At 53.3% G+C, this 13,452-nt stretch carries 12 protein-coding genes; 9 read left to right on the top strand and 3 right to left on the bottom strand.

Annotation, left to right across the window (positions count from 1 at the left end; all coding sequences use genetic code 11):
- Positions 1-48 precede the first annotated feature (48 nt).
- The 7 genes from MKZ15_RS15775 (at position 49) to MKZ15_RS15745 (ending at position 4,323) form a co-directional block, all read left to right on the top strand.
- Positions 49-384, top strand: coding sequence for a YlmC/YmxH family sporulation protein (locus tag MKZ15_RS15775; RefSeq protein WP_068784979.1), 336 nt, complete (start codon positions 49-51; stop codon positions 382-384).
- 126 nt (positions 385-510) lie between these two features.
- Entirely contained in the window at positions 511-1,362 is an 852-nt protein-coding gene (gene pgeF, locus MKZ15_RS15770; protein ID WP_339816877.1) for a peptidoglycan editing factor PgeF, read from the top strand.
- An 8-nt stretch (positions 1,363-1,370) separates the two neighbouring features.
- Positions 1,371-2,063 carry a YggS family pyridoxal phosphate-dependent enzyme gene (locus MKZ15_RS15765; protein ID WP_193416343.1) on the top strand — a complete coding sequence of 231 codons (693 nt, stop codon included), beginning with the start codon at positions 1,371-1,373 and terminating at the stop codon, positions 2,061-2,063.
- Positions 2,063-2,512 carry a cell division protein SepF gene (locus MKZ15_RS15760; protein ID WP_155607739.1) on the top strand — a complete coding sequence of 150 codons (450 nt, stop codon included), beginning with the start codon at positions 2,063-2,065 and terminating at the stop codon, positions 2,510-2,512. Before MKZ15_RS15765 ends, MKZ15_RS15760 begins: the two co-directional genes overlap by 1 nt.
- Before the next feature lie 7 nt (positions 2,513-2,519).
- On the top strand, positions 2,520-2,795 hold the full coding sequence (locus tag MKZ15_RS15755; RefSeq protein WP_155607738.1) for a YggT family protein: 276 nt from the start codon (positions 2,520-2,522) through the stop codon (positions 2,793-2,795).
- A gap of 1 nt (position 2,796) precedes the next feature.
- Entirely contained in the window at positions 2,797-3,579 is a 783-nt protein-coding gene (locus MKZ15_RS15750; RefSeq protein ID WP_155607737.1) for a YlmH/Sll1252 family protein, read from the top strand.
- Positions 3,580-3,816: 237 nt separating this feature from the next.
- Positions 3,817-4,323, top strand: a complete 507-nt coding sequence (locus MKZ15_RS15745; RefSeq protein ID WP_155607736.1) for a DivIVA domain-containing protein — start codon at positions 3,817-3,819, stop codon at positions 4,321-4,323.
- Positions 4,324-4,372: 49 nt separating this feature from the next.
- Here MKZ15_RS15745 and MKZ15_RS15740 read toward each other — a convergent pair whose 3' ends face one another.
- Positions 4,373-5,296: an AraC family transcriptional regulator gene (locus MKZ15_RS15740; protein WP_213622604.1), complete on the bottom strand. Its 924-nt coding sequence runs from the start codon at positions 5,294-5,296 to the stop codon at positions 4,373-4,375.
- Between the two features lie 61 nt (positions 5,297-5,357).
- Positions 5,358-8,393 (bottom strand): family 78 glycoside hydrolase catalytic domain, encoded by a 3,036-nt coding sequence (locus MKZ15_RS15735; protein ID WP_339816874.1) that lies wholly within the window; start codon positions 8,391-8,393, stop codon positions 5,358-5,360.
- 713 nt (positions 8,394-9,106) lie between these two features.
- Between MKZ15_RS15735 and ileS the strand changes: the two genes are divergently transcribed.
- Together ileS and MKZ15_RS15725 are read left to right on the top strand one after the other, a co-directional pair.
- Positions 9,107-12,202, top strand: a complete 3,096-nt coding sequence (gene ileS, locus MKZ15_RS15730; RefSeq protein ID WP_339816873.1) for an isoleucine--tRNA ligase — start codon at positions 9,107-9,109, stop codon at positions 12,200-12,202.
- 132 nt (positions 12,203-12,334) lie between these two features.
- Positions 12,335-12,685, top strand: coding sequence for a DUF5665 domain-containing protein (locus tag MKZ15_RS15725; protein ID WP_155607732.1), 351 nt, complete (start codon positions 12,335-12,337; stop codon positions 12,683-12,685).
- On the opposite strand, the gene MKZ15_RS15720 is transcribed toward MKZ15_RS15725, so the two are convergent.
- A complete protein-coding gene (locus MKZ15_RS15720) occupies positions 12,672-13,409 on the bottom strand; it encodes a TraR/DksA C4-type zinc finger protein (RefSeq protein ID WP_155607731.1) in 738 nt (245 codons plus the stop codon). The genes MKZ15_RS15725 and MKZ15_RS15720 overlap by 14 nt on opposite strands.
- Positions 13,410-13,452 lie beyond the last annotated feature (43 nt).

Here is a 13,452-nt window from a genome sequence, read left to right as displayed (position 1 = left end):
TATAGTAAAGGGACGGAGTGAAACAGACGGGATGGGGGCGGTAAAACCATGGACAATGTGGTGAGGGCGAGTATGAAAATATCCGATTTCCAGACAAAAGACGTCATCAATGTCGTGGACGGGAAGCGGCTAGGGCATATCAGCGACCTGGAGCTGGATCTTCGGCAAGGGGTTATCGAGGCGATCGTCGTGCCCGTCGGGGCGAAATTTATGGGGTTGTTCGGCGGCGGCAGCGATTTGATCATCCCCTGGAAAAATATCGTGAAGATCGGATCCGACGTCGTTCTGGTTAAAATGGAGGAATTACGCGAATCCAGAACGCAGACGACCTACGATACGACCGTGTACATCGACCGGGACGGACGGGCAGAGCGGCGGAGCTAGAAACCGCAAGCGACGCCTGGCCGGTTTGTGGTAGACTTGAAGGAAAAACAGTGTGAGTGACTTGAAATTTTACGAACCTCAGAGGCGTTATTCTGGCACTGATTAATTACCTTAAGGAGATGGATGATGGAACCGTTTGTAAGGAATGCTAAAGATGAACAAGTGGAACGGTTCGAGTTGGCTCCGTGGTTGGACCTGATCCCGGGGATCAGCGTCGGTTTTACCGGCCGGTCAGGCGGAGTCAGCGAGCCGCCGTACGATCGCTTGAATCTCGCATATCATGTCGGCGACGAACCGTTGCATGTCCTGGAGAACCGGCGCCGGTTATCCGAGGCCCTGGGTTTCTCGCCTGAAGGCTGGACCTGCGGCGAGCAGGTCCACGGCAGCGCCGTTGCCGTGGTCCGAGCCGAAGATCGCGGCAAGGGGTATCTGGATCGCAGCAGCGCTTTCCAGGAAACGGACGGGCTGGTGACGAACGTGCCGGGAATCCTGCTGACTTCGTTTTATGCGGATTGCGTACCGCTTTATTTTGTCGATCCTGTGCAGAGGGTCGTCGGTTTGGCCCATGCGGGCTGGAAGGGCACCGTCCGCCACATTGCCGCGGAAATGATCGAGACGATGGAACGTGAGTTTGGCAGTCAGCGCAGCGAGATTCGCACCGCGATCGGCCCCAGCATCGGAGGATGCTGCTACGAGGTGGATGAAGCGGTGATGGAGAAAGTCCGCGAGGCACTGCCCGATGAGGGAGGCTCTGCGAAGGAGAAGCCCTATGCTTCGGCGTCAGACCATGCAGGGAAAACGATGCTGAACTTGAAAGAATTGAATCGAATCATTATGATTAAAGCAGGAATATTGCCGACTCATATCGAATGTACAAGGTGGTGTACAAGCTGTCATCCGGAGTATTTTTACTCCTACCGGGCGCAAGGTGGCGTCACAGGAAGAATGGCAAGCTGGATAGGCATAAAAGAGAGGTGATCCTTCCCGTGTCGCTGAAGGAACGAATACAGCACGTGGAAGAGCGGATTAAAGCTGCCTGCGAGCGGAGCGGAAGAAAGCGCGAGGAGGTCCATGTCGTCGCCGTAACCAAATATGTGTCGACTGAAGCCACCCGTGAAGTTCTGGCGGAGGGAATTGAGCATATCGGCGAGAATCGTCCGCAAATCGCCGTCCCCAAATGGGAAGCCCTCGGTGGGCAAGGGACTTGGCATTTTATCGGCCATCTGCAGAGCAAGAAGGTCAAGGACGTCATCGGTAAATTTCAATATATTCATTCGTTGGACCGGCTGTCGCTGGCCCGGGAATTGGAGAAGCGGGCCGCGGCACTGGGAACGAACGTGACTGCATTCTTGCAGGTGAACGTATCGGGCGAGGAGTCGAAGCAGGGAATTACGCCGGATACGGCGGCCGACTTTCTAAGGGAAACCGCTGAATTGAAGCATATTCGTATCGCCGGGCTGATGACGATGGCTCCGATTGAGGATGATCCAGAGCGGACAAGACCGGTCTTTCGCCGGCTGCGCGAGCTGCGTGATCAACTGAACGCCTTGTCGATTACTGCGGAGCCATTGACAGAATTATCGATGGGGATGTCGGGAGATTTTGAAGTGGCGATTGAAGAGGGGGCGACCTGGGTGCGCCTCGGAACGCTTTTAGTGGGGAAAGGGGAATTGACGTAATGGGAGTAATGAACCGGTTTATGAACTTTCTGGGCTTGCAGGAAGAAGAAGAGATTGTGGAGCGCGAACGGTTTTCCGGCCAAGAGGACGCGGAAATTGAAACCCCAAGCTTTGAATCCCGTAAAAATCAGAGAGGAAACAACGTGGTCAGCATTCACTCCCAGAAGAACGTCAAGGTGATCCTGTATGAACCTCGCTCATATGAAGAGGCGCAGGAAATCGCTGACCATTTGCGTTCTCATCGGTCGGTCGTGGTTAATTTGCAGCGGGTTCGCAATGATCAGGCGATGCGCATCATCGACTTCTTGAGCGGAACGATTTACGCGCTGAGCGGGAGCATATCCAAGGTCGGGGCGAATATTTTTCTGTGCACGCCGGATACCGTCGAGATTCAGGGATCTATAACCGAGATTTTATCGGAGGATTCCGATTACAACAGAATGAGGTGATGACAGCTTGGTAGGCTATATCGATTCCATTGTTGGGCTGCTATACAATATTTATTTTTATATGATCCTGGTTTACATTTTGATGTCTTGGGTACCTAATGTCCGTGAGAGTTTCATCGGCGAGCTGCTCGGCAAGCTGGTTGAACCTTATTTGGCTCCTTTCCGGCGGTTTATTCCTCCGATCATGGGGATGATCGACATATCTCCGATTATTGCCTTGTTCGTACTCCGCTTAGCTGCCTTCGGATTGATCAGCGTTCTGCACTATATCTTCGGGTATTGAGATGAAAGCGGATGTTTATGAACATTTTAAACCGGAGGAACGGCCGTTCGTCGACCGGGCCTGGGAATGGGTCGTGAATGCCGGGGATTACCATGAGGTCAAGCTAAGTGACTTCCTGGATCCGCGGCAGTGTTATATTCTGGAGTCTTTGGCCAATCGTCATCCAGACGCGATCATCCGGCTGGACGGCGGTTATGAAGGCGCGGAACGGCGTCGTGCACTCATTGCTCCGGATTACCGGGACCTAAGCGAGGAACCGATGGAAATGAAGGTGCTCGATATCTCGTCGGGAGACCAGAAGTTTCTTACCCTTCAGCACGGCGATTATTTGGGAGCGATTCTGGGATTGGGCCTCAAGCGCGATAAAATCGGCGATATTCATGTCCGCGAGGACGGATGCCATGTGGTGATCGCCGAAGAGATTGCACCATTCCTGCAACTGAACCTTCATCAGGTGCATCGCGTTAGCGTTTTTACAGAGGTGCTGAACCTTAGCGAATTGAGAACGATGGAGAAAGAGCTTGAGCCGCTGGAATTGACGGTGGCTTCTTTGCGACTGGATGGCATTGTCAGCGATGTGTTCCGCTTAAGTCGCAGTAAAGTGCTAATTCCGATCAAAGCGGGGCGTTGCCGGGTGAACTGGAGAACGGAGGAGGATCCCTCTACACCGCTGAAGGCCGGTGACGTGATCGCCTTGCAAGGCTTTGGGCGGTTTAAAGTGCTCGAGGCAGGCGGCCTGACCAAAAAGGGCAGACATCGTGTCAAAATCGGTAAATTTGTGTGAGGTCTATTGCAGGAGATGGCGGATTCTTGTCGAATAAGATAGTTCGAACTGTTATGAAGGGTTCTCGTAACTGTATTGACCACGTCTTCCCGCTGAAGTGCGAGTTCAAAAAAGTCAGGTTTTTAGCAATTCAAGATTCGATGTCGAATTCGCTTCTCGAGTTACCTCGTGATCAAAAGTTGACTTTTTGAACAACTACTTTAAGGGAAGTTTCGAAATTTCTAGGAGGTGGGGATCATGCCATTAACGCCGCTGGATATACATAACAAAGAGTTCTCCAGACGTATTCGCGGTTACGACGAAGATGAAGTCAACGAGTTTCTCGACCAAGTGATCAAAGACTATGAGATCGTGATCCGGGAGAACAAGGAGCTTCACAACCAGTTGATGACTTTGCAAGAGAAACTGGATCATTTTGCGAATATTGAGGATACGCTGAGCAAAACGATTATCGTTGCGCAGGAAGCGGCCGATGAAGTGAAGAACAATGCGAAGAAGGAAGCGCAGTTGATCGTGAAGGAAGCGGAGAAGAACGCGGATCGAATCGTCAACGAATCGCTCTCGAAATCACGTAAAATCGCCATGGAAGTGGAAGAGCTCAAGAAACAGGCTTCTATCTACCGGGCGCGGTTCCGTACGCTGGTGGAAGCGCAGTTGGATTTGCTCGGAAGCGACGGCTGGGATACGCTGGAGACCCGCGAACGCGCTACCGAAAAAGGGCAAGAGGTGCAAGAGTTGTATTAATCAAAAAACGCCATTTGGCTTCCTAGTAAGGAGCGCCAAATGGCGTTTTTTATATCCCCCCGTTAAGCCAGTCGGTTTGGCGGGTTTGCCGGCGATATACCGAAGGAGAGAGGCCGGTGGTTTGCTTGAAAAGGGTCAAAAAATGCTTCCTGTCCGCATATCCGACATTCCGCATGATCTCGTTCACGGGCAGCCTGGTGGAGGTCAGCAGCTCGCAGCTCCTTTCGATCCTTTTCTTCTGTACGTAATCGTTAAACGTGCAGCCAACGTATTGCCGGAATAAGCGATGAAAATGGCGTTCGCTTAAATGGCTGGCGGCGGCAAGGTTGCGGGCAGTTAAGGGGTTCTGAAAGGACGTATTGATCTGGCGAACGACTTCCTTGATGACCTGATTGTCTTGTGCAGCGGGAGGACTGGACTCCCCGAACTCTAGCTGGCGTTCCAGCATGACGGCTAGCTCGATGAACAGACTGTACAGCTTGATGAGATAGCCGGGGGCTCTATCTGTAAATTCGCGGTAGGCGGTTCGGAACCAAGCATTCCATTGGCCGTCGCTATCTCTCAAATGGAGCCACCCCGGCCCCGGCAGAACTGCAGCATCCTCCCCGAACAGACAGAGACTGGAGCGACCCAGTTCCTCAAAGCCTGGGAGGTGCTGCAGACAGGACCTAAGTTTGCTCGGCTCATACAAGCAATTGTATACGGTCAGCGGCCGATGCGGGCCCGTGTGGCCAGGGCGAAATACATGCTTTGCTCCGGCTGGGAGCAGGAACAAATCGTTTTTCGCGACGCGTACGACCTCATCGTCGATAAAGTGAAACCCTTCTCCATCGTTCACGAGCACGATCTCCACAAATCGATGGCTGTGCATCTGCAGATCAAATGTCTCCTCGGCCCGGTTAAAGTAAAAGGGCAGCGTATCTGTAAAAAAGGCAGTCCCGTCCAATACCCTCTCCCCTCGGTATAAAGACAACCTGGATCCCTCCTTCGCTGCGGTTGCCCCTATTATAGGCGTCGGCCCCGGCAGGGGTCAATTAAGGCCGAGTTTCTTGCATCGGATCGAAGCATAAGGCTACACGAATATGCTCGATGACGACCTCCACCTCTCCCGGAGGTTGAACCTCGATATGAACCGCCTCTGGGGAAACGATGCGCAGATGCATCCGGACGGGAATGCTTGGCGTATGTTCTTGACCCGCTGTCACACCGGTGGAATTCGGCAACTCCAGCCGCCAGGAGACGTCGATTCGACCGCCACCCGGAACGGGAACTGTGCCACGTGCCCAAGATAATCCGCCGCAAGGCTGGGGTGCGATGAGGACCCGGCTCCAACCAGGCTCAAGACTGCGCACCCCGAGAACGTAGGCGCCCAGGAAGTAAGCCGGTCCTGCGGACCAGGCATGGCAATGGCTTCGGGTCAACAGGTCTGGGTTCGCCCGATTTTCGGAGAAATGCGGATACATCTCCCAGCAGGTTGTGGCCCCCCAATCGATCATCTGCCCGTACTGGTGGCGGATGTCTTCGATCATGACATCCCATTCGCCCAACTTGGCTAGCGCTTCGTAATAGAAGAAGGACATAAATGGGCTGCCGATTTGCACGAAGGAGCTGGGTTGCCGCCGGATGTGGCTTTCGATGGTCGCGAGCCTGCTCGTTTTGGAATCGGCTTGCTCGGGAATGCCGCACAACAGTGCCACCACTTGCGTTTGAACGCTGAAGATGTCGGAGGGGCGTCCATCCGCATGGATGCAGTCGAGATAAGCCTGGCGCTCATCCGACCATAAATGCGCATTGATGGCGGCTGATAAGCGGCTTGCCTGGACGGAGTAGAACGCTTCGGCTTCGACATTGCCAAGGACCGTAGCGAAAGCGGCGGCGGCCGACAACGCTTTGACAAGGAACATGTTCTGGTGCGAAACGATGCCGTCGTTCGGTTGGTCGATCGGAGCCCAGTCGAGCAGGTTCCAACTGCGAATCTGAAGCAGTCCCTGGTCGTTCAGCCGGCTTAAATAATGCTTCAGCGTGTACTCGATATGCGGGAAAATGTCCGCGGCAAAGGATTTGTCACCATTTTGGCGATAGAGCTCCAAGCAAGCGATAACCCAGAAGAAGGTCCAGTTTGGAATCACGCTGTTCCATCCGCTTGGCACTTGGTTCGCGTATAATGGGGTTTGGAATTTTGAGCCGGGGACTAATCGTAGGCATCGTTCCACGATCCGGTCAGCTCCAAACAAATAATAATTGATGAGCGCCTCATTTCGGGCATCGCCAACCCAGAAGGTCTGCTCGTACATCGGACAGTCGACGAAAGTATCCTCCATGCAGAGCCGGGTCGTATGTTGACTGATTTGCCAAATCTCATTTAAGCGTGGATCCGAAGATTGGAACTGCCCGATCTCGGCGATGGGGTAGTTGCTTTGCAGCATCCGAAGGTAATAGATGCGAACGGGGGCAACCGCGTTTCGTACCGTAACCTGACAGTAACGCAAACCTCTTCTTACCGGAGAAGTGTAGCGACGGCGTCCGCCCGCGCAGATGTATCGAAGCGTGTGATCCAATCCATAGGTATCCTGGCGTTGGCCCTCATGCATAAATTCAAATCCATAGAAATCAAGAACTGCCCCTTCCGGCGCTTCCACCTCAAACTCCAAATACCCTGACAGCTCTTTACCAAAATCAATCACCAGCTCAGTATCCGCGTCAGGAAACCAGGGGACTTCAGCAGGCTCCGGTCCAGGAATGACCGCATTCTGCAAGGTGCCGGGAATGGACAAGGGGACTTCATGCCTTTTCCATACGGAGAGGATAAAGACATCCTCCCGGCTGACCAGCGCTTCGGGTACGGACCGGACCCAAGAGGCAAACGGTAGAAGACCGGCTACATCCGAGATCTCTTTGGCCCGTAAATAATCCGGGTGCCCTTCATCCATCGGCGGGCTCGGCAGATGATCGTAACGGATGCCGCCGTCGAAGGGGCCTAGGGCCACAAAGGCGGTTTTATCGTCTTCTTGGGTGAGGTTGCCAGCCGGAAGGAACGTAAGGGGAGACAGAAACTCTAACGTCTCTTCTGCATCCATCGCAAAATGATACCCGCCTCCGTGCGTACCTCCACTTACATCGATCAGCAGAAAATGATCGCCAGGCTCAAGGTCAAAGTGAATAAAGCGTTCTGGGGCTACTCCCGTTAGTGAGGACTCATCGTAATGAACTCCGTCCAGGCTGCAACCCCGAAAAGTCCCCCCAACATCGATAAGCGCTAGCGTGGCCTTGCAATGTTGTTTACAGCGTACGACCGTTGCCAGCATGCCGAGAAATTCCGCAGGGTTAGCCGTATTCGTGCTCTCTGCGTAAAAATGGTTGCGCAGGTCGATCGCCGCGGTAAACTGGACCGGCTTGACCTTGCCCAAACGTTCGACGCGCCGAGGATAAACGGGCTCCTCCGTCAAATAAGGAATGTCCCTCGATACCGGTATTCCCCAAGGCTCGCATCCCACTGGCCCAATTACGGCAGCAGCATGCCACTCCGAACCGGGTTTGTAATCCGACTCCGTCCAGGCTTCGTCCCAAAGTCGGGCATCGATTTTCTCGGCAAAAGCGTGCTGGCAGGACATTCTGGGAGAACGACGGTCATGACCCGGGTGAGTTACGGTTAACCACGTGTCGTCGGTTACGGCCATCACATGGGGTTGCCCTTCGCCTTGAAGAGGCGAGTTGCTTTCGACCTCCATTTGGGCAAGCAGCCCACCGCGCCCCCGCAGATAATAGAAGTTACTGATGCCAAAATGCATCACCATTACAGCTATGGCATTGGTCTGTCCCGGTTTCAGCAGATGGCTGATCTCGTATTCGTCATAGGCTATTCTGAACGGCCAGGACCGCGGGGGGCCTTGCCCGACCCGGTGCCCATTGACATATAGCACATATCTGGAGTCAGCCGTCAATTTTAGACTTACTCGCCGCCCGTTCTCCTCATCCGGCCACGCAAATGTTTTGCGAAAACAACTCCAATCGTTACGTGGGCTAGCCTCGCCGGGGTGCCAGATCCATTTGGCTTGCCAGAGGGTTTCCATCAATTTACTCGCTCCTTTTCGCGTCAAATCATATCCCTTTCATTATAAAAGAGGAGTGGCTGGAACAGAGGAGGGGGAAACCGTACCCGTGAGGGGGAAAACGGACATTTCAGAATTCATGATTCGATGCCGGGTCGTCCACTGGGTCTGCTTCGAGATCTAAATCCGATGATGTTGACATGGGGGAGGCAATACGATATAACTAATTACATATTGTACTTGCATAATGGAATCATTCGATGATGGGAACCAGTACACTGCGATTTTGTTCTCCAGAGAGTTGGCATCCTGCTGAAAGCCAACGTTCAAAGCGCGGACGGAAAATCATCCCGGAGAAGCAAGGCCGAACTCTTCTTAGTCGGATTTTCAGCACCGAGAAGGTTGGATGAAACTAGGGACTGAGTAGCGGAGCGTAGCTGGAAGCTACGTGAGCAACGGAAGGCCCGGTTGAATTCAAGATTCGACGTCGAATTATCTACTTGATCTGCTTCGTGATCAAAATCCGATTCAGTAAGCTTTGCCGGTTGTTGGCCGTTATACCAACCCCATATGAAGCGTATGGGATCAAGGTGTCATGTCCTTTTGCGGCCTCGTCCAGACGGCGCTGCTTTCAGAGCATGAAACAAGGGTGGTAACGCGAGCAAACGTCTCGTCCCTTCTAGGGACGGGGCTTTTTTGATTTTCCAGGCTGAATTGAAGAAAGGAAGAGAAGCATGAAGAAAGTCGACGTCAAAGAAAATGCGCGTACGCGCGACTTGCGGATTCTGGACAAATGGAGCCGCGAAAATACGTTTAAACGGAGTATCGAAAATCGGGCGGGTCGGCCAAACTACGTCTTCTTCGAAGGACCGCCAACCGCCAACGGCTTGCCGCATATCGGGCACGTGCTGGGGCGCGTCATCAAGGACTTCGTTGGCCGCTACCAAACGATGAAGGGCTACCGCGTCGTCCGCAAAGCGGGCTGGGATACGCACGGATTGCCGGTTGAACTGGGCGTGGAGAAAGAGCTGGGCATCTCCGGCAAGCAAGAAATCGAGAAATACGGCATTGAGGAATTCGTGAAAAAATGTAAAGACAGCGTCTTCGGTTATGAGAAGCAATGGCGCGAATTTACCGAAGCGATTGCTTATTGGGTCGACTTGGATGATCCGTATATCACCCTGAATAACAGCTACATCGAAAGCGTCTGGAACATCCTGGCGACGATCCACGACAAGGGTTTGCTGTACCGCGGACACCGCGTCAGCCCGTATTGCCCTTGCTGCCAAACGTCGCTGAGCTCCCACGAAGTGGCGCAAGGTTATGAAGACGTGAAAGACCTCAGCGCCACGGCTAAGTTCAAGCTGAATGACACCGGCGAATATGTGTTAGCCTGGACGACTACGCCTTGGACGCTGCCATCCCACGTGGCCCTCGCTATGAATCCGGACATGGAATACGCCCGAGTAAAACAGGAGGACGGCGTATACATCGTCGCCAAAAACTTGGTCGAGAAAGTCATGAAAGGCGATTACACGGTATTGTCGACGCATAAAGGTTCGGAATTCGTGGGCAAATCCTATACGCCGCCGTTCACCTACATTCAAGCCGAGAACATCAACGTGATCGTAGGCGCATCGTTCGTTACCGACGCCAGCGGTACGGGGATCGTACACATGGCTCCGGCACATGGCGAAGACGACTACCGCGTCTGCCGCGAGAACGGCATCAGCTTTGTCAGTGTTGTTAATGGCCAAGGGCGTTATACCGACGTGGTGACCGATTTTGCCGGCCGTTTCGTAAAGGATTGTGACCTCGACATCGTTAAGATGCTGTCCGAGCAAGGGACCCTGTACAGCAAAGAGAAATACGAGCATAGCTATCCGTTCTGCTGGCGTTGTAAATCGCCGCTGCTCTACTATGCAATGGAGAGCTGGTTTATCGAAACGACTGCGGTGAAGGATCAACTGATCGCCAACAACAATTCGGTTGAATGGTATCCAGGGCATGTCCGTGAAGGCCGCTTCGGCAAGTTCCTCGAAGAACTGGTCGATTGGAACATCAGCCGGAACCGCTATTGGGGCACGCCGCTGAACGTGTGGGTTTGCCCAGACTGCGGCGGGCAGTTTGCGCCGCACAGCATCGCCGAGCTGCGGGAACATGCGGTAGGTCATGTCAGTGAAGATCTTGAGCTGCATAAACCGTATGTGGATGAAGTGAAGGTCCATTGCCCGCACTGCGAAGGCGGAGTGATGGAACGGACGAGCGAAGTGATCGACGTGTGGTTCGACAGCGGTTCGATGCCGTTTGCACAACATCATTATCCGTTCGAGAACCAGGAGACATTCGGCGATCAATTCCCGGCGGACATGATCTGCGAAGGGATCGATCAAACGCGCGGCTGGTTTTACAGCTTGCTGGCCGTGTCCACGCTGTTCACCGGTAAAGCGCCGTACAAAGCGGTCATCGCCACCGGTCACGTGCTGGACGAAAACGGGCAGAAGATGTCCAAATCCAAAGGTAACGTTATCGATCCTTGGGAAATCATCAAAGAGTTCGGCACGGACGCCTTCCGTTGGGCCCTCCTGTCCGACAGTGCGCCTTGGAACAGCAAACGGTTCTCCAAAGGAATCGTTGCTGAAGCCAAGTCCAAAGTGGTCGACACGCTCGTGAACACCCATGCGTTCTTGACGCTGTACGCTGGCATCGACGGCTACAATCCCGAGGAGCATGCATACCGGCCTTCGGAGAATAAGCTGGATCGCTGGGTCCTGTCTCGTCTGAACAGCTTGATTCTAGTCGTTGACAAAGGATTGGCGGTTAATGATTTCGTCAACTCCTCGCAAGCGATTGAAGGGTTTATCGACGAGCTGAGCAACTGGTATATCCGTCGTTCTCGCGACCGCTTCTGGGGCAGCGGCTTGACGGAGGACAAATTGTCCGCCTACCAGACGCTGACCCACGTGCTTCTTACAGTATCCAAGCTAATCGCGCCATTTGCGCCAATGATCGCCGAGGATATTTACACCAACCTGGGCGGCGGGGAGAGCGTTCACTTGGCCGACTATCCGCAGGCGGATGAATCGCTGATCGATCTGGATCTGGAAAAAGACATGGAAAGCGCACGTCAAATCGTCGAGCTGGCTCGTAATGTTCGCAACGAGAGTGGCATCAAGACGCGTCAACCGTTGTCTAGCCTGATCGTTTCCATGGATCGCGAGTTTGCAGTTAGCGAATATGAAGACATTATCAAGGAAGAGATTAACGTCAAGGCGATCGACATCGAAACCAGCGACAGCGGCTTCGTTGATTTCACCTTGAAAATGAACCTGAAAGTGGCCGGCAAGAAATACGGTAAAAACATCGGTTTCCTGCAAGGATACCTGAAGAACCTTGCGGCGGAACAAACCCGTGCGATCGTAGAGCAAGGTCAATTCACCGTAACTTCTCCGGAAGGCGAAGAACTGGTTGTAACCGCGGATGAACTGCTCGTTGAGAAGCAGGCGAAGCCGGGATACGCTTCTGCTTCCGGTTACGGGTTGACTGTAGCGCTGAATACGGATATCACACCGGAGCTGGAGCAAGAGGGATGGGTACGCGAAGTCGTGCGCGCCGTTCAAGATACCCGCAAGAAGCTGGATCTGCCGATCGAGAAGCGGGTGCATCTCACCCTGGATGTTGACGACGAATTGAAAGCTGCCATCACCGCGTTTGAGCATGTGCTGCGCGAAAACGTACTGATTACGGACGTCGCCTTTGGCAAGCCGCAGGGCTCTGTTGAAACGGTGGATCTCGGCAGCAAATCGATCGGGATTGCGATTGACGCCTAAACGCTTGAATGGAGCTTTTCCATCAAGGCTATAATAATAGCAATTGAAGCAAACGAGCCTGCGGTCTCCTTCTAGGAAGACCGGGCTCGTTTGTGTTTTAGGATACTCTGGGGAGCAAAGGATGGGGTGTAAATGACTCGTCATAAACCGGCGCCCGAATCCACGGTGGAGCCTATACCGGGCACGCCGGAGGAACAAATGAATGCCGTATATCGCCTAACCTTGAACTGGACCAGGCAACTGGAGAGATCGCGCATTGCCGAATACACCGAATTGTTGAATCGACCCTGGCGTCTTATTTGGTTGAATGTGTTGTCCGGTACGGCCCGTGGGGTTGGCGTGGCGATCGGTTTTACCTTTTTTGCGGCAACGATCATTTACGTTCTGCAGGTACTTGGGGCGTTGAATTTGCCGATCATCGGCGATTATATCGCGGACATCGTGCGCATCGTGCAAAGACAGCTTGAGCTTAATACTTATTAGAGCCGGTTCCCAGCGAGTCCTCGCTTTCCAAATGCTCCGTGGCACTCATATGTTTCCGGTAGACCCCGTTACGGAAAAAGCAAACGTTTTGGCCATAGATATCGGTAGCAATGAACGATTCATAAGGCTCGACAAATCCGTCCAGCTCTTCGGACGCTTCGATTTCCATGTCATTGTAATCATCGATTTCTGAATCCTCGGCCATTGCCGGCGAATTCGAGGTCCCGAAGCTCTCGACGATCTGCCAGGCATCCTCTCCGTCGAACCCGTTTTGGTCGTCGCGTTCATCTAAGCTCGTTCGTCCGAACGGAGGAGACAAGAAGATCTCTTCGATCGGTCGTTTGGCGGAAACGAACGTTTGCGGGCTGTGATCCTTACAGTACGCCGTTTCAGGGATAGCGCTGAGCCGTTCGAAGCTGATTGGTTTGCCGCAGGTCGCGCAGTAACCGTAGCTGCCTTCCTCGATCCGTTCAAGCGCATCTTCTACCCGAGCCAGGTGAAGTTCATGATGCTCGGCGAGCGCCAGGTCTTTTCCCCGTTCATATACTTCTGAACCAAGGTCTCCGGGATGATTATCGATCGGGCTGAGCTCATTCGTATTATCGCGCATCGATTCATTCATTCCATAGTGATCATTATCCGACAATTGTTCGACTAAAGCGGACTGAGTTTCCTTCAGCTTTGCGGTGAGTTCCGCCAGCTGGGTTTTCGTCAAATGCGGCATAAGGTTGCTCCTTCCTTTCTGTGTCTAGAGCGGTTGTTTGAAA

This window comes from Paenibacillus sp. FSL R7-0216, assembly GCF_037969915.1.
Taxonomy (GTDB): Bacteria; Bacillota; Bacilli; order Paenibacillales; family Paenibacillaceae; genus Fontibacillus; species Fontibacillus rhizolycopersici.
The sequence above is the reverse complement of the archived record's forward strand: the minus strand, read 5'-3'. Positions and strand labels throughout refer to the sequence as shown.

Coding starts and splice junctions, on each gene's coding strand:
- MKZ15_RS15775 (WP_068784979.1), top strand. CDS start 49: ATGGACAATGTGGTGAGGGCGAGTATGAAAATATCCGATTTCCAGACA.
- pgeF (WP_339816877.1), top strand. CDS start 511: ATGGAACCGTTTGTAAGGAATGCTAAAGATGAACAAGTGGAACGGTTC.
- MKZ15_RS15760 (WP_155607739.1), top strand. CDS start 2,063: ATGGGAGTAATGAACCGGTTTATGAACTTTCTGGGCTTGCAGGAAGAA.
- MKZ15_RS15750 (WP_155607737.1), top strand. CDS start 2,797: ATGAAAGCGGATGTTTATGAACATTTTAAACCGGAGGAACGGCCGTTC.
- MKZ15_RS15745 (WP_155607736.1), top strand. CDS start 3,817: ATGCCATTAACGCCGCTGGATATACATAACAAAGAGTTCTCCAGACGT.
- MKZ15_RS15735 (WP_339816874.1), bottom strand. CDS start 8,393: ATGGAAACCCTCTGGCAAGCCAAATGGATCTGGCACCCCGGCGAGGCT.
- ileS (WP_339816873.1), top strand. CDS start 9,107: ATGAAGAAAGTCGACGTCAAAGAAAATGCGCGTACGCGCGACTTGCGG.
- MKZ15_RS15725 (WP_155607732.1), top strand. CDS start 12,335: ATGACTCGTCATAAACCGGCGCCCGAATCCACGGTGGAGCCTATACCG.
- MKZ15_RS15720 (WP_155607731.1), bottom strand. CDS start 13,409: ATGCCGCATTTGACGAAAACCCAGCTGGCGGAACTCACCGCAAAGCTG.